A 21,959-nucleotide genomic window follows, 5' to 3' on the forward strand; every position below is an offset into this window, starting at 1 on the left:
ATTATAATAATGAAAGAATTAAACTAAATCTAAATGGAATGAGCCCGATTGAATATCGAGCTAATTATTGTCAAAATTAATTATAAATTTGTCTAAGCTTTTGGGTGCAGTCTAAAATCCGAAAGGATTTTCGTAAGCAGGCGAGAATTAGCAATAAATTATATACGGTGTTGTGCTTTCGTTATTTGTTTTTAAGTTCAAGATTAATCATTTCTTTTAATTCTTTTATATTAATCAGCATATCGCTAAGGGCTTTAGCATTGTTAATTTCAGTATAATATTTTAAACCTAATGCACCTTCAAGTGTCAAAATAATTTCTTCAATATTATCATTGATTCTTGAACCTTTATAAATAGGTTTTTTCGTGTTTAATCTAAGAAGACCTAATTGAAGAGGTTTCATTAGCGCATTTAGGTATACTCCATTATTGCCATTAGACACTTTACTGTAGCTTTCTTGTGAGCGCTTTAAATCCAGTAGATGATTTCGAATAATTTCTGGCATTAATTTTATATCACCTGTCGATTCTAATGTTTGAATAGTATTCGTGTTGAATGATGAGTATCTAGATACTCTATTAATTTTAAGTAATTCCTTAATAATTTGATTAGGCTCTAAATCTAAAGTCTCAATATATTTGTTGTATTCTTCAAAAGAGACAGTGTTACTTTCTAAAAAGGAAATTCGATTAGTAATGTTTTCTATTTCTTTATCGAGATCAACTAAAATCTGACTATAGTAGTTGTGCCTTGTTTCATTAAGTTTACTAATTTCTTTAGCATTGTTTAATTGAAGTGCAATCAATATTCCAATAACAACCAGTATAATTTCTCCAATTGCATAAATCAGATATTTGCTGAATTTGTTTTCAGTCAGTAAGTTTTGTCTAATTTTTCTAAAGAATTTTATCATTGGTTAGTTGTTTGTGGTAGTGAAGCACAATCAATGGATATACGCTATAGTCTATGTCCACACTATAACGCTAAGATAGTAAATCTTTTAATTTTTATTAATGATTTATTAGCTTCATAAATTTGTATATCAATCTATTATCTAACCTAATCATTCAAATTTCTCCCAAACACAGCAGCAACACCACCAACTAATCCTGTGATTAAAATCAAGAGATAAGGATTTTACTTTTTAATATTTCAATAATCACAAAAATATAGCAAAGCTTTGACTGGATTTTTATTATAATATAGGCTTTGTTGTGGTTAGTGCTTATTTATTATTTCTTGAGCTACTTTTCTAAAAAAAATGACGTCTAAAGGATCAATGTGATCCAATAGAACAACACTTTCACCATAAGCATCTTCAATACTGTAAGATGTGCCTAAATTCTCAGGGACTTTTTCTAAAATAGTTCCTATAAAAGTACAGGCAGTTAAAAATGCTCCCAATTGGTTAGGATGAGTACCATCACTATCATATAATTTGATATTTGGGCGTAATTCCATTGCTAATTTCCAAGCTTTACCAATAGGTACTATAACTGCATCATTTTGAATAGCTACTTCAGAGTATACATCATTTATTACTTCCTGATATTGTGGAACTTTTTCTCGTGCCCAAGTCAGGTATAAATATGGTTTTGCCCCATTTTCTTTGATAAGATCACAGAATAATTTTGAATATTTGAAGAGGCTGTCAGGTTCTTTGATAGCTCCCATACTAAATTCTTGAAGTACAACAATATCAAAATCCCCATTCTTTATCAATTCCTGAGTTTTTAATCCTTTTTTACCGTGCCAATGTTCACTTAATTTAGCTCCTCCTACTACGCTTTTTTTTGTAACTAATTTTGTTTTTGAATAATCAGAAATCAATGATACAATTTGTGGCATATTTTCAAAATAAGTGTAACTATTTCCAACAAACAGCACATTAATTGTGTCCTTTTTTTCTTGGGCTATACCTGTTAAGCTCAGAAATAATATTAGAATGATATTGATATTTATTGTTAACCTTTTCATTTTTTAAACTCTATTTATTTATATTAATTTGATTGTTTAATTTTTTTAGTTACCATTTTTCATCTTCTTACAAGCAATATCTATTAATATCAATTGTCGATTTTTACATTCAAACGAAGTTCGATTTATTTTTTGAGAAAGTCAAGTTTACTGGTTTAAGATTATTGATATTTCTATATTATTTCATGCAGTTGGTGTATCAAAAAGATGATTAATTTCATCATCAGATCTATGTTTTTCAATTATTAATTCAAGACTACCAGAAGAATCATGTTTAGTAAAAAAAGTTATAATATTTGTGTTTGTATTTTGATGTACTGACCGAATTCTTAAGGAAGCAAGAATCTTAGGGTTTAGGAGATTGTTTCATTAGGATTTGATTGTGGAATACATGTATGATTTGTACAACTTAGGATTCTAAGGATTTTTAGTCGAGATAAATCGCTTTTTAAATATTTGCATTTTAAATGGAGTTGAGGCTAGGTGTTGATTATGTGTATTTTAAGTTTGAAATTAATTAAATTAGGTGTAAATTTCTTTCAAATATATAATTTTGACATACTCAGTCAATTTATTGAAAGGCTAGGTCAATTGAAGTATATATATTCTATTTAATTTTGTATCATAATGCAATAAGTATTTATAAAACCTTAAATAATTCAATTATGATTAAAAATGAGAATGTTATTAAAGTAATGGTATTAGGTGTCTTATTCATGATATTTACCTTGCTTCAAAGTTGTGGTAAGAAAGAGAACAACTATAAAGCTAATGAACAAATAGCCAAGCTTTCTCTTGTTGAAGAAAAATCAGAGCCACATAGTCATGAAGAAGAATTAGAACCGCATACTCATAGTCATTCACCTCAAGATCCTGGTAATAGAATATTAAAACCAGAAGATGTAAAACAATTGTGGGTTTTTCCCGAAAGTAAAGACAAATTAGGCTCTGGAGGTATGCTTCAAATTTATATGGATGCTGAAAGTCATCCTGATGCTTCTTCAGGTTTTGCAAAATATGAGTTGGGAGTAGGAGGAGCTTTACCTGAGCATAAGCATAACAAAACAGAAGAAATTGCTTATTTTATTTCCGGAGAAGGTATTGTTATAAGTTATGAAAACGACAAACGTAAAGAGACAGTTGTTAAAGAAGGATATGTATGGTATACAGCACCTGGAGAGTGGCATTCATTTAAAAACACAGGGAATGTGCCTTTAAAATTAGTATTCGCTACAGTACCAAATGCTAAGCATGGTTTATTGAATTTCTTTAAAACAGTAAGTGCAGAACCTGGAAAACAAGCGACCGCTTTAAGTGCAGAAGAATTTGCAAAACTTGCATTAGAAAATGACATGATCTTAAAGCCTGCAAAAATTGACTAAAATTTTATTTTCATTTTGTATTTGTTGTACGAAGTCTATAATTTACCATTAAGCAATTTAAAGTGCATAAAAAACAACTTTAACCTTTGATATTGTGTTTCTTACAAGTTGATTCACTAAGAAAAGCGTAATTTTAAGCTATAAACTTCATTTAAAAACTATGGGAAACGGTTACGATATAGCAAAAAATAATCCTACGTTCAGGAAAATTGAAGTGTCATCTCTTATGTTTTCGGAATATCGATGTATGGAGGAAAAATCGATTTTTACAGCATGGTCTCATCTAAATTATTTTATTTATGTTTTAGAAGGGAAAAAGAAATGGCGAACATTGCAACATAGCTATATGGCTCATGCTAATGAGGTGCTTTTTGTAAAAAAAGGAGCTAATATAATTCATAAATTTTTTGATTCAGATTTTTGTGCTATGGTCATCTTTATTCCTGATACATATATAAAAGATTTTATTTCACAAAAACCAGAAATTGGCAGTAATATAAAACATAATATAGAAAGCGACAGTGTCATCCCTCTAAAATTAGATAGAACATTAAATACTTATTTTGCTTCTATGTTGGAGTATTTTTTTAATGAAGAAAAGCCTTCAAAATATTTGATGGAAATTAAATTTCAAGAATTATTGGTCAATATTTTATCACTCTCATCTAATCCTGAAATTGGAAGCCATTTTAAGCAGGTAGCACAAAATTTGAAACCATCTATTAAAAATATAATGGAGGCTAATTTTATTTATAATCTATCTCTAGATGAGTTTGCCAGACTAACACACCGAAGTTTGAGCACTTTTAACCGTGATTTTTATACTATCTACAAAACATCACCAGGAAAATGGCTTGCTAAAAAGAGAGTCCTTCATGCTAAAAAAATATTAGAGAGTACACAGCAAAAAATATATGAAGTGGCTTTTGATTGTGGTTTTGAAAGCCCAGCTCATTTCACAAGAGTTTTTAAGAATGAAAATGGAATAACACCTTTAAAATTTCAAAAAGCACAACTGTCCGTTTAATAACAATATAAAAATATGTTCAACTTTTGATTATGGATATTCATAAAAATAAGGAAACGAAAACCGTTTCAAAAAAGTGGTTACATCTTATAGATGAGCTAGGAGAACAATTAGCAAAAAACGGAAGCGCTCATGACCGAAATGATACCTTTGTTGCTGATAATTATAAATTATTGAAGAAAAATGGATATTTATCAGCTATGGTTCCTGAGTCCTTGGGTGGTGGTGGAGTTACTTTCAAGGAAATGTGCGCAATATTGGTGAAGATTGCACATTATTGTCCATCTACTTCATTAGCACTTTCAATGCATCAACATCTCCTTGCAACCAATATATGGAAGTATAAACATCAGGACACAGGAGAAAAATTTCTAAGAGAGGTCGTTGATAAAAACCTGGTATTGATTAGTACTGGCGCACGTGACTGGTTAGACTCTAATGGAGATATGGCAAAAATAGATGGAGGCTATTTGGTTTCAGGAAAAAAACAATTTGCCAGCCAATCAGCAGTAGGTGATGTTTTAGTGACCAGTATACCTTATAATCATCCAGATGAAGGTTGGCAAGTATTGCATTTTTCAATACCTATGAACTCTTACGGAGTAAACGTATTAGATGATTGGCAAACATTAGGGATGCGTGGAACAGGCTCTCAAACTGTGACTCTTGAAAATGTATTTGTTTCAGACGATTCTATAATGATGACAAGAGCAAAAGGTGAATTCCCTATGTTTTGGAATGTGGTGCTAACAGTAGCATTGCCCTTAATTATGGCTCCTTATATAGGAATTGCAGAGAAAGCGATGAAAATCACGCTAGAAAAGTTAAAAGTGAAACAACATAAACCACATCATATCACTTTTTTGTTAGGAGAAATGTACAATAGTCTTACATTATCACAGGTGCTTCATAAAGACATGATTGAAATAACCAATAATTTAGATTTTCAACCTAAAGAGAGCATAGGAGTTGATGTATTGACTAGAAAGACTCTGGTTACGAAGGCATGTATAAAAACTCTTAATAAAGCTATGGAAATAGTAGGAGGTCAAAGTTTTTATCGAAAATCTGAACTTGAACGACTCTTTCGAGATGTACAGGCAGTAAATTTTCATACATTACCCGAAAAGCAGCAGCTACATTTTACTGGAGAATTTCTATTGAAATATTGAAATTATTGCCAATTATTGCCAATGCTTTTAATACTTACAGATTCAATTGTCAGTATTCCCATGTTAAACTAAATTTGATTATTTTTTTGACAAAGTCAAATTGCTTTTAAATATATCAGTTATTTCAAGTGGTCAGCAATAAAAATACTTTTTGTTGCGTTATTCTTACAAATCAACCAAACCAACAAACTCTATTCTACACAATTACGTTTATTAAACTATTTTAAATCAATCAATAATTATGAAACGTATTCTTATCACAGTATGCCTTTTTACGCTATTTTTTTCATGTTCATCAGATGATGACAACAATGTAGAACCTCAATCTAATTTTTATGGATTAGCAGTTGGAAACTCTTGGAATTATAAAATTTATGAACGTAATTTTCAAACCGAAACATTAGAATATAATGGTATTCAGCAAGATATTTCTGTAATTGACACTGAAGAGATAGATGGTAATTCATATTTTAAATTAAAAATTGTTACTTCTGGCTCTTCAGATAATGATACTTATTTTCCTAATGATGAAACTATTAACTATAGAAGAATAGAAGATGGTAAGTTGCTTAATGAATATAACCAAACTATTTTTGTCAATAATGATTATACAGAACGTTTAATTTCCGAAGATGATTGGGGAAATTTCTATAATCGAACTCTAGAAGAATTAGCAACAGTAACTGTAGATGCAGGTGAATTTACATGTGCAGATATGTTAGTTTATGCTAAAAATTCAGAAGGAGCACAAATGGCAGGTTTAGATCATACGTATTACTCAAATGAGATAGGTTTAGTGTCTAGTTCTATATCATTTGTTGTGAGTGGTCAAATATTCTATAAAACAATTCTTAATTCTTATAACATTCAATAAATATGAAACGTATTCTTATTACAATATGCTTATTCGCGTGTTTAGTAGCATGCTCAAGCGATGAATCTCAAACACCAGAAGCTCAAGACTCTAATTTTTATGCCTTAACCGTTGGTAATTCTTGGGAGTATAAAAATTATAGGTACAATCAAAACACTCAAACTTATGATGACACAGGAGTTGTTGACGCAATAAGTATTATTTCTACGGAAGTCATTGATGGAGAAACCTATTACAAGTTTAGACGATTCACCACAGGTAATGAAGAACAAATAACTTATTGTAATCCCAATGGTGAACATTTTGAATATTTAAGAGAATTTGAAGGGAATCTTATATGGAGTGATGGTGCTGTGAAATTCACAAATAATGATTATACAGTAAGAACAATAGATGAAAATGATTGGGGAAACATCTTAGAAGAATTAACAGAAGATACAACAACACTAAATGTAGAAGCTGGGACTTTTAATTGTATAAATTCTGAGCGCTATGCAATTTTACCAGATGGAGAACAATCACCAGGTTTGGATAAATTTTATTATGCTGATGGATTTGGGTTAATATATGATACGTCTTCATTTGTATCTAGTGACACACCGGTTATCATAAGACGTTTGGATTCTTATAACGTTCAATAAATAATAAAACAATATTTTAAAAAAGTCTTCAATTTAAAACTGAAGGCTTTTTTATTTTGGCGAACGACTTAAGCCTATCAAACCAAGTACAGGTCCAATTCCTAAAACCATATAAACCATTACAGAGTCTGTTGATTTTACTAAAGTGTTTAAAAGCAAAATACTCACAATCGTAATGGCGAACCCTATGCAATTTACTATCGTTAAAGCTGTTCCTTTGATTTGTGGTTCTGCATTTTGAGCAACTAATGTTGAAAATAAAGGAGAGTCTGCAATCACTACAATTCCCCAAAAGATGAGAAAGCCAATGAAGACGATTTCCGAAGTAAAAATAAATATAAACGGACAAAGTAAACAACAAATGCAAGAGAGTAGAAGTGCTGTAAAGGCGGTTTTTTTTGTTCCGAAGTGCTCAGAGATATAACCTGCGATGACACATCCTAATCCTCCAATTGCTATAATAAAAAATGAGAGAAGAGGAATATTAAATTCTACATTTTGATGTAGGTCACTGTATGTTTTAAGTATTATGGGTACGAAAGCCCAAAACGTATAGAGTTCCCACATATGCCCAAAATACCCAAATGAGGCTGCACGAAACTCTCTGTTTTTAAATATTCTTGAAAATGTAGATAGGTTAAGCGTTTTGGCTGCGATTCTATATGGACCATCAGGAACTAAGAAAAAGATCAAAAGTCCTCCCAGAAATGCAATTATAGAAGTTGCGATAATAATAGGTTTCCAGGATGAAATATCAATAAAACCTTTTAATATATGTGGAAATGCAGTACCAAGAACTAAAGCGCCTACTAGAAAACTTAACGATTTGCCGAGACCTTTTTTGTAATAGTCTGAAGCAATTTTCATCCCAACAGGATAAATGCCAGCGAGGAAAAACCCTGTCAAAAACCGAAATATTAAAATGCTAGTCAACGTGTTTCCGTCCCAAATTATAGCGATGTTACATAAAGCACCAAGAACTGCTGATATAAAAAACACTTTTGATGGCGAAAATCGATCTGCTATGGTAAGTATGGCAAAAATTAATGTACCAATTATAAAACCAAATTGTACAGACGATGTTAGGTAGCCAATTGCGTTGTCATTAAGGTTAAATACATTTACGAGATTTCCCATAACTGCATTGCTAGCAAACCAAAGTGATGTACAGCAAAATTGAGAAATCACGATAATAGGTAGAATACTGTTTTTTTTAATCATTCAACTTTTTGAATAGATATGAATAGACTTGAGTTTTCTATTGAAGATTATTTGTTTTTTAAATGTTCTTTAAAAAAAGTAATAGTACGTTCCCAAGATAAATTGGCAGCTTCTTTATCATACCTTGGAGTAGTATTATTATGAAACCCATGATTGACTTCTGGATAAATATAAGCTTGATACTCTACCTTGTTAGCTTTTAAAATGGCTTCAAAGGCTGGCCAGCCTTCATTCACTCTGGTGTCTAATTCTCCATATTGTAGCAAAAGAGGTGTTTTTATTTGTTTAGCATCTTCTGCTTCTGGTTGTCTTCCGTAGTAAGGAACTGCAGCACCTAAATCTGGTAAACGTACAGCCATCATATTAGAAATCCATCCACCAAAACAAAAACCTACAACACCTACTTTTCCATTGCAGTCTTCATGAGATTTGAGATAGTGATATGCTGCAATAAAATCTTCTAGCATCTCGTCTCTATCGCGTTCATTTTGAAGTGTTCTTCCGTCGTCGTCATTTCCAGGATAACCACCAAGAGGTGTAAGTGCATCTGGAGCTAAGCTAATAAAACCTTCTTTTGCAGTTCGTCGTCCAACATCTTCAATATATGGATTTAAACCTCTGTTTTCATGCACAACGATAACACCAGGTAGTTTTGTTTTTAAATCTTTTGGTTTAGATAATAAGCCTTTTATAGAACCACCACCTTTTGGAGACTCATAATGGATATAACTAGAATCTAATGTTGGATCATTAGGCTTCACTAATAAACTGTCTACATAATTTGGTGACATAAAACTTAGCAGAGAACCTACTGTGATGCCTCCAACAGCGTAAATTCCTAGCTTTTCAACAAATTGTCTACGATTTAGTTTGTTATGAGCATAATCGTCATATAAATCAAAAACGTCTTGGCTTATGTCTTCTTTTTTTAAGTTTTTCATAGCATTAATATTAAGAGTAAAAGTTACAAAATTTAAAATACTTTATCTAAAAATTGTTTCACACTCGCCTGATTAGCACGAATTAACTGAGCTCTAGCATTCTCAGTATCCTTAGGTTTTTTATCCTGAGATAATTTAAATTTCCCTTCCCAAGACCTAATGTTTATCTCAAACATTTCAATATAATCTAAATTACGATCTAATCTTGGGTTATCTGGTTCTAAGACGTATTTGTGGTCTGGAGCTTCGAGAAACTCAGTCATTGTTATTAATGATTGTTTCAATGCTGTTTTACTTTCTATGGCTTTTACAGTGCCTTTGAGATGGAGTTTGATGTAATTCCATGTAGGTAATTGTGTCGTGCTATATATGCTTGGCGAAATGTAACATTGAGGTCCTGAGAATAGAATTGTTACATCCTTATTATCTCTAAGAAGCTTTGCTTGCGGATTGTAAATATCAATATGACCAATCAACTTTTCGTCTTCCAAAACTAGTGGTAAATGTGTAATTAGTGGCTCATTATTTTCTACGGAAATGAGCGTTGCAAGAGGATATGTTTTTATAACTTCTATTAAATGAGCTTTGTCATTATCTTGATGATGCTTTGGTGGATAGTTCATTTTTAGGATTATAACTTCTGTCTTATTTTATTTATAAGTCGGTAAATAATTGCTCCCTAAATTTACAATATATATCTTTAGAACATGACAGAAAAATCAGAGTCTTTTTCCATAAAAAATTGGTCACAAGACGATCAACCTAGAGAGAAACTTCGTGATAAAGGAAAATCTTCTTTAAGTGATGCAGAACTTGTTGCTATTCTTTTAGGTTCTGGTAATAGAGATGAAAGTGCTGTAGCCTTGAGTAAGCGTATTTTGGCAAGTGTGGATAATAATCTCAATGCACTTGGGAAACAATCTTTAAAACAATTAATGACTTTTAAAGGGATTGGAGAAGCCAAAGCAATTTCTATTGCTGCTGCTATGGAGTTGGGAAGACGACGTAGAGGAGAAGAAGCACTGCAACAAAAGAAAATTACATCAAGCGCATCTGTTTTTGAATTCATGCAACCTATTATAGGAGAGTTACCACATGAAGAATTTTGGATAGTCTACCTCAATAATTCTAATAAAGTACTCCAAAAAAATCAATTGAGTAAAGGTGGTATTACTGGGACTTTGGTTGATGTAAGATTAGTGCTTAAAACTGCGTTAGAGGTTGGAGCAGTAGGATTGATATTGGCACATAATCATCCCTCAGGAACTTTAAAACCTAGTGAAGCAGATAAGAATTTGACACAAAAATTAAAAGTAGCAGCACAAAGTTTAGACATAAAAGTACTAGATCACCTTATTATCACCGAAAAAGCATATTTTAGTTTTGCTGATGAAAATATATTATAATTTTACTGAATACTAAATACTGAATTGCTACTAGTCTACACACATAAAATTACACCAAGAGTACGCTATGCTTTTAAGCATTTGTGCACAAGAATTCTTGGGATCCCTGTTTCTTTTACAACTAAAGTAGAAGACTTTATTGCGCATGATAGTTTGAAAATGTCGTATACGAGACAACCGTTAAGTAATGAGGTGTTTGTAAGAAATCACGAATTACTTTTTGAGCAAGGCATATCAGATGTAGATATTAATGTGCAAGATTGGAATGGTACAAAATGCTTTTTTCCAACTGGAGAAAAAAGCGCATTACCTTTTGATATTTTTGCTGCATCTTTTTATTTGTTGAGTCGTTATGAAGAATATCTTCCGCATGTAAAAGATGAATATGGACGTTTTACTGCTACCGAAAGTTTAGCCTACAAAGAGAATTTCTTAAAACAACCTGTTGTAGATCTTTGGGCTTATAAGCTTAAATCTATTTTAGAAGAAAGGTTTGAAGATTTTACATTTCCGAAGAGAACTTACAACATACAACCTGTTATAGATGTACCAGTGGCTTATTATTTTAAGCAGAAGGGATTATTACGAACTCTTGGAGGCGGTATGGTAGATTTGTTTAGGTTTAAATTACGACGGTTGTCTCAGCGAATTTTAGTTTTATTCGGTTTTAAACGAGATCCCTACGACACTTTTAAATGGATTATAAATAAACAAAAACAATATAAATTTAAGTTCATTGTATTCTTTTTAATTGGTGATTATTCTACGTATGATAAAAATATTAATATCAATAAAAAGAAATTCGTGTCGCTCATTAAATCTGTGGCAGACTATTGTAAAGTTGGATTAAAGGCTTCTTATTTTGCGTTAGATGATATCGCGATTCTCAAAAAGGAAAAGAAAAAAATGGAGTTTATAACCAACTATGAGTTAGAAGCTACAAGAAATTCGTTTTCAAAAATAAATTTGCCCACGTCATATCGTAACTTAATTGAGCTAGAAATCAAGAAAGACTTTACGATGGGTTATCTAGATCACTTTGGTTTTAGAGCAGGTACTTGCACACCATTTTTGTTTTATGATTTGGATTATGAAATACAAACACCACTGCTCATAAATTCGTTTCATTGTATAGATTATGCTTTGCTAAAATATCATTCACAGTTAGATAAAAAGGAAGAATTACAGCGTTTAATTAATACGGTAAAGCAAGTTGATGGGACGTTTACACCAGTTTTTCATAATTACTCTTTTGGTAGTGATCCAAGATGGAGTGGCTTCAAAAAACTATTTACACAAATTTTAGATTCTGTTGATGAAACAACTTAGAATTAAATTTGTGCTCAAACTTTTCAAAACATTTTATAAATGAAATTAAACGGAATAAAACATATATTTTTTGATCTGGACCATACGTTATGGGACTTTGATAAAAACTCTGCATTAACCTTTGAGAAAATATTTAAAGTTCATGACTTAGATCTTGATACAAGTGTTTTTTTAGAAGTTTATGAACCTATAAATTTAAACTACTGGAAATTATATCGAGAAGAAAAAATTGATAAAGAAAGCTTACGATATAAGCGATTAAAAGATGCCTTTGATGCTGTAGGTTTTAAAGTTTCTGATGATATCATAAATCAATTATCCGAAGACTACATAACATATCTAACCACATTTAATCATCTGTTTGATGGCACTGTAGATCTTTTAAATTATTTACAACCAGTTTACGATTTGCATATCATTACTAATGGTTTTGAGGAAGCACAACAAAGAAAAATGGACAATGCCAGTATTTCGCATTTTTTTAAAACCATTACAAACTCAGAAACTGCAGGAGTAAAAAAACCAAACCCAATTATTTTTAATCACGCATTGCAAGCTTCTAACGCAAATCCAAACGATAGTATTATGATAGGTGATAATTATGAAGCAGATATATTAGGTGCTATAGATGTTGGATTAGATGTCATCTTATTTAATTATCATAATTACAATGCAGAGCCTCATATTAAGCAAGTGACTAGACTTGTAGATTTAAAAAAGTATCTTTAAAAGTATTGTTATCATTATTTAAAACAAAAGTAAACTCATTCTAACTTTGGAAAGGGATATTATCAAGCCCATGCTTATTAGGTAACTATAAACTTTTATCTAAATTAATACAAGGTGTATTTAATATGTTTGTCACAGGGAATAATTTGTTAGAATTACAAAATATTTCTAAATTTCAAAGTGTATCTTTACAATTCAGGATGAACTTAATTTTCAATTCAAATGACTAAATTACTTTATATACTAATATTTTTTATTGGTTTTCAAACACAAACAAGTGCTCAGACATCTATAAATGACTACAAATACATTATAGTTCCAAAACAGTTTGACTTTTTGAGTTCGCCAGATCAATATGAAACGAGTTCATTAACTAAGTTTTTATTTAATAAATATGGCTATACAGCCTTTTTTGAAGATGAAGATTTACCAGGAGATTTGAGTAAAAATAGATGTTTGGCTTTGAGGTCTCATATTCAAAAAAATAAAGGTTTTTTATCAACCAAACTACAAATTGATTTAAAAGATTGCAATGGGAATATTGTAATGAGTTCTGTAGAAGGTTCTACTAAAGTTAAGGAGTATAAAAAGGCTTTTCAAATTGCAATTAGAGAAGCTTTCGTTACTTATCAATTTCTAGATTATAAATATGTTCCTAAAGAAGCGGTAATAGCGTCTTCAAATAGTAATGATAATTCTTCTGAAGCTAAAGAAATTGAAAAACTTAAAAAAGAAGTTGAAGCTTTAAAAGCTAAAAAGGAGGAAGTGGTTACAATTTCCGAAGAAAAAAAAGCTGAAGCAAAAACTATTTTAAAACCTAAAGTAGAAGTAAAGCAAGTCGTTGATGACGCTATAGAACTAGAAGTGAAATCTTCATCAAAAACCGAAATTCTTTATGCTCAGCCAAAACCAAACGGTTTTCAAGTCGTTGACATGACACCTAAAGTTGTCATGTTTTTATTAGAAACGACTAAAGCTGATGTTTTTATGGTTAAGGATGAAAATGCAATTGTCTATAAGGAAGATGGTTTTTGGTACCTGTCAAAATACAATGGAGATAAAGTAATGTTAACGCAGCTTAATCTTAAATTCTAGTAATCATATTTATCTTTCCAACGGGTTTTTAAAAACTCACGTTGTGCATTTTCTCTAGCATTATTTCCAGGATTGTAGAGTTTCGTGTTTTTAATGTCTTCTGGCAAAAACTCATGTGCTACAAAGTTGTTATCGTAGTTATGTGCATATTGATAGTTGTCACCATAGCCTAACTCTTTCATAAGCTTGGTTGGTGCATTTCTAACCGAAAGCGGTACAGATAAATCACCAGTTTCTTTTACCAATTGCTGTGCTCTTCCAATCGCTTCATAAGCAGCATTACTTTTTGGAGATGTCGCTAAATAAGTTACACATTGACTCAATATAATACGAGATTCGGGATATCCAATTACAGAAACTGCTTGAAATGCATTATTTGCAATTACCAATGCTGTTGGGTTGGCATTACCAATATCTTCACTGGCTAAAATCAATAAACGTCGTGCAATAAATTTGACATCTTCACCACCTTCTATCATTCTTGCCAACCAATATACAGCAGCATTTGGATCGCTACCACGAATAGATTTTATAAATGCAGAAATAATATCATAATGCTGTTCTCCAGATTTGTCATAGCGTACAATATTATTTTGAACACGTTGAGAAACCATATCATTCGTAATTACAATGGCTTCATTTTTGTCAAAAGAAGTGACGATGAGTTCAAACAAGTTGAGGAGTTTTCTTCCATCTCCTCCAGAAAGTCTAATTAATGCTTCTGTTTCTTTAAGTTCAATATTGCGTTCTTTAAATAGAGCATCTTCTTCTAACGCACGATTTAAGAGCGCTTCTAAATCGTCTTTAGTAAAAGAGTTCAACACATATACCTGACAACGCGATAGGAGTGCAGGTATGACTTCAAAACTCGGGTTCTCTGTTGTTGCACCTATTAATGTAACCCAACCTTTCTCTACAGCTTGAAGTAATGAATCTTGTTGAGATTTACTAAATCTATGAATCTCATCAATAAACAAAATAGGATTTTTGGTAGTAAACAAACCACCACTTTGTTTAGCTTTATCTATAACTTCTCTAATATCTTTTACACCACTATTTATAGCACTCAGTGTATAAAACGGACGCTTAGATTCATTAGCTACAATATTTGCTAATGTTGTTTTACCTGTTCCTGGTGGTCCCCAAAAAATCATAGACGCGATAACACCTTGATTTAATTGTTGCGTCAAAACGCCAGTTTTACCAACCAAATGCGACTGACTTATATAGTCACTAAGCGTTTGTGGACGTAATCGTTCTGCTAATGGTTCATTCATAATACAAAATTACGAAAAACCAATGTGACAATATTTCATAGTTTTGTTAAATGGAGAGCAATTTGCTATTAAAGATAATATATGAGCAATAATCAAGAACAATTTAAATATTCAACAAGCGTCATTGTGTATCCTTTGATTTTTGTGCTATCTATTTGGATGGTCTTTTGGATGCAGGTACGTTTTTTTCCTTCTATAAAACGCTTAGGCGTGTATCCTCAAGAATTACGAGGTTTGCTTGGTGTTTTTACAAGTCCGTTTATTCATGCAGATATCGAGCATTTGTATCATAACAGTATTCCGCTTTTTATTTTATCGGTAGCATTATTTTATTTCTACAGAAAAATTTCTTGGAAAGTGTTGTTCTTCGGAATTTTACTCTCTGGCTTATTTACTTGGGTTATTGGTAGACCTGCAAATCATATTGGTGCCAGTGGTTTGGTTTATGTCCTTGTAAGCTTTATCTTTTTTAAAGGGATTTTTGCAAAGCATTATAGATTGGTAGCTTTATCGTTAATTGTTATTTTTCTCTACGGAAGTATGATATGGTACGCGTTTCCAATCAAAGAAGGTATGTCTTGGGAAGGACATCTTGGTGGACTTCTCTCAGGGTTGTTATTCGCAGTAATTTTTAGGAAAGCAATTGCAAAACCAGAACGTTATGTATGGCAGCACCCAGATTATAATGAAGAAGATGATCCTTTTTTAAAACATTTTGATGAGAATGGAAACTTTATTGAACTTAAAGAGCCAGAAATAGAGGAGGAGCCAATTTCCGAAGAAAATAACCCTCATTATAATTACACCTTTAAAGAAAACAAAGACGATTAACGACGTTGTCTAACTGCTTCATATAAAAAAGCACCACAAGCTACAGAAACGTTTAGGGATTCAATTTCACCTAAGATTGGTAATTTAGCTCTTTCATCTGATACTTTTAAAACAGATGGGTTGATACCTTTACCTTCAGATCCCATAATGATAGCACATGGTTCTGTAAATGAAACATCATAAACCGTATTTTCTGTTTTTTCGGTAGCAGCAATGACTTTTATTCCGCTTGCTTGCATATAAAAAACTGCATCTTTAATGTGATCTACTTTACAAATAGGGATTTTAAAAATAGCACCTGCACTCGTTTTAATAGCATCACCATTTACAGGAGCACCACCTTTTTTCTGAATAATTATACCAGAAACACCAGTACACTCTGCTGTACGAACAATAGCTCCAAAATTACGAACATCACTTAATTGATCTAGTAATAGAAATAAAGGAACTTTACCAGATTCTAAGACACTTGTTACCAAATCTTCAATATCATAAAAAGTAATTGGTGCTATTTGAGCAATCGCACCTTGATGATTTCCCTTTGTTAATCTATTTAGTTTTTCTACTGGTACGTAAGAACTATTTAAGCGTTCCTTTTTTAGTAATTGTTCTAACTCAGTAAATAACTCACCTCGTAAACCTTTTTGTAAAAATATTTTATCAATGTTTTCACCAGATTTTATAGCTTCAATAACCGCTCTAATACCAAAGATAGTTGTTTCTTTTTCCATGGTTCAAAGGTATAAAAAAACCATTCTAAAAATAGAATGGTTTTAATCAATTATGTAGTACTATTAGTTCTTGATAATTTTTTTACTGATACTTCTATCTCCAGAGTATATTTTCACAAAATACATTCCAGATTTAAACGCTGAAATATCTATTGTAGAATTTTGTCTAGCTTCGAGTACTTTTTGACCTAAAATAGAATACAATTCGATTTTGTCAATGGTTTCATTTGAGTTTATGTTGATATAATTTGATGCAGGATTTGGATATATATTAACATTAACAAATTCTACATCAGTTACACTTAAATTCTCACAAGCAGATAAGTCTGGATTTAATTCAATAGGCGTTCCAGGTGTTAATTCCCTTCCTGCAAAAGCAGGGAAATCTAGTGCATATTTAATGGCTCTAAACAGAATACCTGATGTATTGGGTATATCTCCTTGAGTGTCAACATTACCATTAGTATTGTTTACCGGATTTCTATATTTCCACACAATACTATCATTATTATCTATTTCAAAAATATCACCTTGTCGTCCTTCACAAATTAATATATTTCCGTTTGGTAATTGTTGGGCACTACTTACAATGGCAGAGTAAAACTCTGAAGGATCTGTTGATTGATCAGAGTATGAATAATCCACAGATAAAGGACCAAATGCGGTATTTGGTGTATATTGATATACTCCCGTAGCTGTAGTTGGAGGTGTTACAATTATGGCTTCAGAATAAACAGGATTCCTACCATCTCCATTATTAAAAATCATGAGTTTGCCAGCGTTATTTAATCCGTCTGCAATAAAATGAGGATAATGTTGCCCAAATAAAGTGCGATCTAATTCTGTGCCTTGTTTGTAAGCTTGAGGGTTTCCCCAACGATACAATAAATCGCCACCTTTACCATAAACACCACCAGAACTTGTTGCTGCCTCAGCTGTAGTAGTAGAATGGTCAATAACATAAACCTCACTTAAGTGACGAGAACTCATTACTACTTGGTCTAAATTTTCGTTATATTGTATGGAGTTGAAATGTAGCCAATTAGCAACTCCGTTAAGACCATTTAAGAAATTAATATCGATTTTCTCTGGTGTTAAAGCTACATTGCCAAAATTAGTTTTTGTATTGTCAAAATCTTGAATAAGATGATCTTTTGCGTTCCATTCCCAAACAATATTTCCTTGATTAGTGCCAACAGGTTCTACTTCTATAATTTGTTCGCTATAAAGGTTAGGCTGGGTTAACAAGTTAGGGTCTCTTCCTTCTGCTATAGCTTCTGTCTCAGACATTACAGTTGCAGCAAGAATTAAGACATTACCATTTGGCATAGGAAATATATCGTGATGCTGTCTAAATTGGTTACTACTATATGTGTAAGACCAAAGAAGATTACTATCCCAGTCAAAAAGTTCTATAATGCCTCCTTGACCTCCAAATGTTATATTGCTACTGCCATCATCTAATCGTCCTGCTCTCAATAAATTTCCGTTAGGTAAAAGATATACAGCATTACCAGGTAAATAAGTGCTATTCCATTCGTTTATCACTTCACCACAATTATTAATCAAGAAAGATTTTGTGTTTGATGTGAATAATGTATAAGCATCAAATACATTTTCATTGATAAAAGTAGTTCCAACAGTGTTTTGTGCTTTGGCAAATGAAAGAAAAAGGAGTATTAAAATTAGAAGTAGTTTTCTATTCATAGCTTAATTTTTTATAAATATAAGTGTAACTTTTTTTGCAAACCTATCATAAATAGACTAAATATGTTTTTTAGATATATACTTTAACATATAAATTTCTATCTGATTTAAATTTTTATCATAAAAAAACCATCTCATTAGAGATGGTTTTTTTATAAAAATTATTAAAAAACTATTCGTTTTTTAATATCCTTTTTTGTTCTAATGTTAATCTATAATCTGCAAATCTACCTTGTGCAATTTGAGTATTATTACTGTCTGTGATGGTATACGTGTTTCCATTTTTTTCTACTGAAAAAGATGTAATTGCGTTTCCATTGCCATCATTAAGTCCTCCATCGTTTAATGGGAATAATGACGATAAGTCAACCGATTCTAAAAAGACGCCATCTTTCATGAAATCTATAGATACTGGTACATTGTTGCCATCTGTAGATGTATTGCCATTGGCAGTCCAAAAACTAGCATCAATAGTATATATGCCATCAGCATCTGAACTTATAATTGTTAATTGTTCAGGACAATCATTATAACTTGTTTGAATATAAGCACCATCAAATATTAACTCTAAATCTAAATCTAGACCTGCGTCAATATCACATGGGTCTTCACCACTATCTAAATAATCTCCAGACCAATTTAGTGTAGCTATCAAGTCACTTCCTGTAAAATCATTTACGATAATACTTATATCTTCTTGTATGGTAGCATTCATTAATGATGTACCAGACAATCTTAAATTAATAGTTTGAGTTCCATCTTGTATAAAGTCTTGAAGAGTTTCAATGTTTAGTTGAATAGTTTCTGTAAAAGCTGGGTATGAAGCCACATAACCCGTTCCTCCAAGGTATCCATACTCAAACCAACCAGATTCAAACCATGTTGGATATGGTACTTCAATAGATTCAAATTGAACTCTGTCATAGAAACCATTACCAGTCGTTGGGTCTCCCTCTGCAGTCACAACAGGATTGCCATCTGCATCTAAGATGTCAATTCTAATATCTATTTTTTCTGAAACTGCATATTCTACATCAATAGTAAATACTGCAGTTTCGCCTTCAGTTACTGTTACAGAATTACTCAATAAAGTTAATTCTGGTTTTCCTCGTCTGGCAATTGAGTCATCATCATCTTGGCACGAAAAGGTCACAAGACTTAATAGGAATACAGCAGCTAGAGCGTAACTTATTTTTTTATTTATATTTTTCATATTCTTTCTTGTATTAAAGTGGTGTGTAAACTGAAACTCCATTTTCGCCATATCCTTCACAATACCATGAGATTGTAACAATACCTGTATCTGGATCAACCGAATTGACACCTCCTGATAATGGTATTACTGCTCCCCAAGGATCAGTTTGACCAACCCAAGATATGTCACCGCAATTTTCTGTAAATTCTACATCAAAACTTGTTGGTCCAGTGCCATAGGCAGTTGAATATGGTCCAACAGTATAAAGTCCTCCAGAAAAATCAACAACGTTATATAGTCCATCTTCTATAGCTTCAATCTCTACGTCCATAGTATGTGTACTAAAATCTGGTAAGAAATCATGAAAAGCATACGTTGTAGTTACGCTATACAGACCTCCAATATCAGAAAAGCAAATCCCATTAATCGTTATTGTTAATGTTTGAAATTGGGCACCTACTACAGCATTGTTATCTGCTGAGGTGATATTTAAAATTAAAACTTTCGGGTTGTCTATATTTATATTTTCCGAATAAAAATTAATATCAAGTGTTGCAAATTCTCTATTTTCTGCAATAGTCAAAGATTGAGAATCGTTAACAAAATCAAAATCAGTTCCTGCTACAGCTGTTGAGCTTTGATCTACTTCAAAACTTACTGTAATACTAGGATTACTTGAAAAATCGTTTCCACCTAACAGTACTACATTTTCACTAAATAGATTTACAGCTCCATCAGTAAGAAATGCTGGAGCAGCTTCACTATTGTTAAAGCCTACCACATAAGGTGTGGTTGCAAAATCTGCTTCTAATTGCTGAGGATCATCATCAACGTTACAAGAGACTATGAGTCCAGCACTTAGAATTGTAATTAAAATAAATTTAAATTTTTTCATTTTTCTTTTTTTTAGTTAACATCCCAAAAGAGTGAAGAATTAAACGCAGTATCCACATTTTGGTTGTAAATACTAACATTTGCTGAATTCCCTGTATATTCTGATGTTGGATATAATAATCGTATTGGTCTATTTGGTCTGTTTGTAATATCTGGAAGTGGCATATTACTTGGATATCCTGTTCTTGTATATTCAATCCAAGTTTCAATACCATTTGTTCCACCTAAATCAATCCATTTTTGAGTAATTATAGCTTCAAGTTTATCTGCAGTTCCATCCCAACCAATACCACTTACATTATTGGCACTGCTTAAATACGTTCCTGGTGAAGCACCTAATCTATTAAATGATGATTCTATTGCACTTTCAAATAATCCTTTAGCATTTCCTGAGGATAATAATCCTTTAAATACTGCTTCAGACTGAAGGAAAAGTGACTCAGATGCTGTCATAATATAACCGTCTTGTTGTGGTGAACTCAATAAACCAGGTCCAATTCGTGAAGGTTGATCACCACCTCCTTGTGTGTTTCCTTGAATAGAAGACTGACCAGACCTAAGAGTGTATAATCGTTGTAACCTTGAATCTGAAACACCATTTGTTGTTCCGTTTAAAAATTCAACCAAATATGTTGTAGGTCCTGCTCTAAGATTAGAAAATGTTTCATTTGCTGTATTTCCAAATTGTCCAGGTGCATAACCAAAAGTTTCTACAAAAGGGTTCATCCTATCTACTTCATCTGAATAGCCAGGATTAATAGTAACATCTTCTCCCATGCCTAAGAATTCTGCATTATTAAGTGATGCAAATTCAGAATTGAATATGTTTTGTAAGTCTGGATTAGCTTGAACTGCATCAGACATGCGTAATAATATTCTAAGTTTTAATGTGTTTCCAAATTTAATCCACTTATTCATGTTTCCACCCATAATGACGTCATTAGATCCCATAGTGACCGCTGTACTTGTATCTGTATTTTCAATTTGAGCTATAGCATCATTTATGTCGTTAATTAGAGCAACATAAACATCTATTTGATCATCATATTCTGGAAACAATAAGTCTCCACGTTGATGAATATCCGTGAATGGAATATCACCATATAAATCTACTAAATATTGAAAATAAAATGCTCTATATATTTTCGATACACCTTTAAAATAATCGTAGTTATCATCATAATCATTTGTGATAATCTGAGTTAAGTTTCCTGTTCTAGCCATTAAATTATCCCAAATATCATCATAAAAATCTGTAGTTAATTGATATTGGAATTCTACAAAATAAGGAGCTTGAACTTGTTGAGCATTTCCAGACCATGTTGCTACCATAGTATTACCTAGATCATTCATGGATGACATAAAAGTCTCTGAGGGTACAGTAAACGCACCAGGTAAAATTACTTCTGGAGGTAATTGATCTATAGCCACTCCATTAGGATCTTCATTAACAAGTACATCATTACAAGAAAATGTAAGAAATAACAGTGCCAATGACAACGTGTATTTTATATTATATAAGTTTTTCAT

General features: G+C 31.9%; 22 protein-coding genes. 11 read left to right on the forward strand and 11 right to left on the reverse strand.

Annotated elements, in window-relative coordinates; all coding sequences use genetic code 11:
- Positions 1-80: IS3 family transposase (locus tag IM744_RS20940; RefSeq protein WP_394355007.1), on the forward strand; the 80-nt coding region annotated here is incomplete at its 5' end.
- Between the two features lie 101 nt (positions 81-181).
- Here the strand turns inward: IM744_RS20940 and IM744_RS19680 are convergent.
- Complete coding sequence (locus IM744_RS19680) at positions 182-913, reverse strand: hypothetical protein (RefSeq protein ID WP_194509892.1); 732 nt, start codon at positions 911-913, stop codon at positions 182-184.
- A gap of 305 nt (positions 914-1,218) precedes the next feature.
- Positions 1,219-1,977: an SGNH/GDSL hydrolase family protein gene (locus IM744_RS19685; protein ID WP_194509893.1), complete on the reverse strand. Its 759-nt coding sequence runs from the start codon at positions 1,975-1,977 to the stop codon at positions 1,219-1,221.
- A 665-nt stretch (positions 1,978-2,642) separates the two neighbouring features.
- Between IM744_RS19685 and IM744_RS19690 the strand changes: the two genes are divergently transcribed.
- The 5 genes from IM744_RS19690 (at position 2,643) to IM744_RS19710 (ending at position 7,073) form a co-directional block, all read left to right on the forward strand.
- Positions 2,643-3,359, forward strand: coding sequence for a cupin domain-containing protein (locus tag IM744_RS19690; RefSeq protein WP_194509894.1), 717 nt, complete (start codon positions 2,643-2,645; stop codon positions 3,357-3,359).
- 160 nt (positions 3,360-3,519) lie between these two features.
- Positions 3,520-4,386 (forward strand): helix-turn-helix domain-containing protein, encoded by an 867-nt coding sequence (locus IM744_RS19695; protein WP_194509895.1) that lies wholly within the window; start codon positions 3,520-3,522, stop codon positions 4,384-4,386.
- A gap of 32 nt (positions 4,387-4,418) precedes the next feature.
- Positions 4,419-5,558: an acyl-CoA dehydrogenase family protein gene (locus IM744_RS19700; protein WP_194509896.1), complete on the forward strand. Its 1,140-nt coding sequence runs from the start codon at positions 4,419-4,421 to the stop codon at positions 5,556-5,558.
- 241 nt (positions 5,559-5,799) lie between these two features.
- A complete protein-coding gene (locus tag IM744_RS19705; RefSeq protein WP_194509897.1) occupies positions 5,800-6,432 on the forward strand; it encodes a hypothetical protein in 633 nt (210 codons plus the stop codon).
- 2 nt (positions 6,433-6,434) lie between these two features.
- Entirely contained in the window at positions 6,435-7,073 is a 639-nt protein-coding gene (locus tag IM744_RS19710; protein WP_194509898.1) for a hypothetical protein, read from the forward strand.
- A 51-nt stretch (positions 7,074-7,124) separates the two neighbouring features.
- Here the strand turns inward: IM744_RS19710 and IM744_RS19715 are convergent, their stop codons facing one another.
- The 3 genes from IM744_RS19715 to IM744_RS19725 are packed head-to-tail and all read right to left on the reverse strand — an operon-like array spanning position 7,125 to position 9,858.
- Positions 7,125-8,294, reverse strand: coding sequence for an MFS transporter (locus IM744_RS19715; RefSeq protein ID WP_194509899.1), 1,170 nt, complete (start codon positions 8,292-8,294; stop codon positions 7,125-7,127).
- 47 nt (positions 8,295-8,341) lie between these two features.
- Positions 8,342-9,235 (reverse strand): dienelactone hydrolase family protein, encoded by an 894-nt coding sequence (locus IM744_RS19720; RefSeq protein ID WP_194509900.1) that lies wholly within the window; start codon positions 9,233-9,235, stop codon positions 8,342-8,344.
- A gap of 32 nt (positions 9,236-9,267) precedes the next feature.
- Positions 9,268-9,858, reverse strand: a complete 591-nt coding sequence (locus tag IM744_RS19725) for an FMN-binding negative transcriptional regulator (RefSeq protein WP_194509901.1) — start codon at positions 9,856-9,858, stop codon at positions 9,268-9,270.
- An 84-nt stretch (positions 9,859-9,942) separates the two neighbouring features.
- On the opposite strand from IM744_RS19725, the gene radC reads away from it, so the two are divergent.
- The 4 genes from radC (at position 9,943) to IM744_RS19745 (ending at position 13,794) form a co-directional block, all read left to right on the forward strand.
- Entirely contained in the window at positions 9,943-10,641 is a 699-nt protein-coding gene (radC, locus tag IM744_RS19730; protein ID WP_194509902.1) for a RadC family protein, read from the forward strand.
- A 24-nt stretch (positions 10,642-10,665) separates the two neighbouring features.
- Positions 10,666-11,970 carry a polysaccharide deacetylase family protein gene (locus IM744_RS19735; protein WP_194509903.1) on the forward strand — a complete coding sequence of 435 codons (1,305 nt, stop codon included), beginning with the start codon at positions 10,666-10,668 and terminating at the stop codon, positions 11,968-11,970.
- A gap of 39 nt (positions 11,971-12,009) precedes the next feature.
- Positions 12,010-12,699: a YjjG family noncanonical pyrimidine nucleotidase gene (locus IM744_RS19740; RefSeq protein ID WP_194509904.1), complete on the forward strand. Its 690-nt coding sequence runs from the start codon at positions 12,010-12,012 to the stop codon at positions 12,697-12,699.
- A 222-nt stretch (positions 12,700-12,921) separates the two neighbouring features.
- Entirely contained in the window at positions 12,922-13,794 is an 873-nt protein-coding gene (locus IM744_RS19745; protein ID WP_194509905.1) for a hypothetical protein, read from the forward strand.
- On the opposite strand, the gene IM744_RS19750 is transcribed toward IM744_RS19745, so the two are convergent.
- Complete coding sequence (locus tag IM744_RS19750) at positions 13,791-15,071, reverse strand: replication-associated recombination protein A (protein WP_194509906.1); 1,281 nt, start codon at positions 15,069-15,071, stop codon at positions 13,791-13,793. The two genes, IM744_RS19745 and IM744_RS19750, sit on opposite strands and share 4 nt — an antisense overlap.
- A gap of 81 nt (positions 15,072-15,152) precedes the next feature.
- Between IM744_RS19750 and IM744_RS19755 the strand changes: the two genes are divergently transcribed.
- On the forward strand, positions 15,153-15,902 hold the full coding sequence (locus tag IM744_RS19755; protein WP_194509907.1) for a rhomboid family intramembrane serine protease: 750 nt from the start codon (positions 15,153-15,155) through the stop codon (positions 15,900-15,902).
- Here the strand turns inward: IM744_RS19755 and rlmB are convergent.
- The 5 genes from rlmB to IM744_RS19780 form a co-directional block, all read right to left on the reverse strand.
- Positions 15,899-16,633: a 23S rRNA (guanosine(2251)-2'-O)-methyltransferase RlmB gene (gene rlmB, locus IM744_RS19760; protein ID WP_194509908.1), complete on the reverse strand. Its 735-nt coding sequence runs from the start codon at positions 16,631-16,633 to the stop codon at positions 15,899-15,901. The genes IM744_RS19755 and rlmB overlap by 4 nt on opposite strands.
- Positions 16,634-16,696: 63 nt before the next feature.
- Positions 16,697-18,340, reverse strand: coding sequence for an aryl-sulfate sulfotransferase (locus tag IM744_RS19765; RefSeq protein WP_194509909.1), 1,644 nt, complete (start codon positions 18,338-18,340; stop codon positions 16,697-16,699).
- Between the two features lie 172 nt (positions 18,341-18,512).
- Entirely contained in the window at positions 18,513-19,553 is a 1,041-nt protein-coding gene (locus tag IM744_RS19770; RefSeq protein ID WP_194509910.1) for a hypothetical protein, read from the reverse strand.
- A 13-nt stretch (positions 19,554-19,566) separates the two neighbouring features.
- Positions 19,567-20,430 (reverse strand): hypothetical protein, encoded by an 864-nt coding sequence (locus tag IM744_RS19775; RefSeq protein ID WP_194509911.1) that lies wholly within the window; start codon positions 20,428-20,430, stop codon positions 19,567-19,569.
- A gap of 11 nt (positions 20,431-20,441) precedes the next feature.
- Positions 20,442-21,959, reverse strand: coding sequence for a SusD/RagB family nutrient-binding outer membrane lipoprotein (locus tag IM744_RS19780; protein ID WP_194509912.1), 1,518 nt, complete (start codon positions 21,957-21,959; stop codon positions 20,442-20,444).

It is taken from the genome of Psychroserpens luteus (assembly GCF_015319355.1).
Lineage (GTDB): Bacteria > Bacteroidota > Bacteroidia > Flavobacteriales > Flavobacteriaceae > Psychroserpens > Psychroserpens luteus.

Coding starts and splice junctions, on each gene's coding strand:
- IM744_RS19680 (WP_194509892.1), bottom strand. CDS start 913: ATGATAAAATTCTTTAGAAAAATTAGACAAAACTTACTGACTGAAAAC.
- IM744_RS19685 (WP_194509893.1), bottom strand. CDS start 1,977: ATGAAAAGGTTAACAATAAATATCAATATCATTCTAATATTATTTCTG.
- IM744_RS19690 (WP_194509894.1), top strand. CDS start 2,643: ATGATTAAAAATGAGAATGTTATTAAAGTAATGGTATTAGGTGTCTTA.
- IM744_RS19695 (WP_194509895.1), top strand. CDS start 3,520: ATGGGAAACGGTTACGATATAGCAAAAAATAATCCTACGTTCAGGAAA.
- IM744_RS19700 (WP_194509896.1), top strand. CDS start 4,419: ATGGATATTCATAAAAATAAGGAAACGAAAACCGTTTCAAAAAAGTGG.
- IM744_RS19705 (WP_194509897.1), top strand. CDS start 5,800: ATGAAACGTATTCTTATCACAGTATGCCTTTTTACGCTATTTTTTTCA.
- IM744_RS19710 (WP_194509898.1), top strand. CDS start 6,435: ATGAAACGTATTCTTATTACAATATGCTTATTCGCGTGTTTAGTAGCA.
- IM744_RS19715 (WP_194509899.1), bottom strand. CDS start 8,294: ATGATTAAAAAAAACAGTATTCTACCTATTATCGTGATTTCTCAATTT.
- IM744_RS19720 (WP_194509900.1), bottom strand. CDS start 9,235: ATGAAAAACTTAAAAAAAGAAGACATAAGCCAAGACGTTTTTGATTTA.
- IM744_RS19725 (WP_194509901.1), bottom strand. CDS start 9,858: ATGAACTATCCACCAAAGCATCATCAAGATAATGACAAAGCTCATTTA.
- radC (WP_194509902.1), top strand. CDS start 9,943: ATGACAGAAAAATCAGAGTCTTTTTCCATAAAAAATTGGTCACAAGAC.
- IM744_RS19740 (WP_194509904.1), top strand. CDS start 12,010: ATGAAATTAAACGGAATAAAACATATATTTTTTGATCTGGACCATACG.
- IM744_RS19745 (WP_194509905.1), top strand. CDS start 12,922: ATGACTAAATTACTTTATATACTAATATTTTTTATTGGTTTTCAAACA.
- IM744_RS19750 (WP_194509906.1), bottom strand. CDS start 15,071: ATGAATGAACCATTAGCAGAACGATTACGTCCACAAACGCTTAGTGAC.
- IM744_RS19755 (WP_194509907.1), top strand. CDS start 15,153: ATGAGCAATAATCAAGAACAATTTAAATATTCAACAAGCGTCATTGTG.
- rlmB (WP_194509908.1), bottom strand. CDS start 16,633: ATGGAAAAAGAAACAACTATCTTTGGTATTAGAGCGGTTATTGAAGCT.
- IM744_RS19765 (WP_194509909.1), bottom strand. CDS start 18,340: ATGAATAGAAAACTACTTCTAATTTTAATACTCCTTTTTCTTTCATTT.
- IM744_RS19770 (WP_194509910.1), bottom strand. CDS start 19,553: ATGAAAAATATAAATAAAAAAATAAGTTACGCTCTAGCTGCTGTATTC.
- IM744_RS19775 (WP_194509911.1), bottom strand. CDS start 20,430: ATGAAAAAATTTAAATTTATTTTAATTACAATTCTAAGTGCTGGACTC.
- IM744_RS19780 (WP_194509912.1), bottom strand. CDS start 21,959: ATGAAAAACTTATATAATATAAAATACACGTTGTCATTGGCACTGTTA.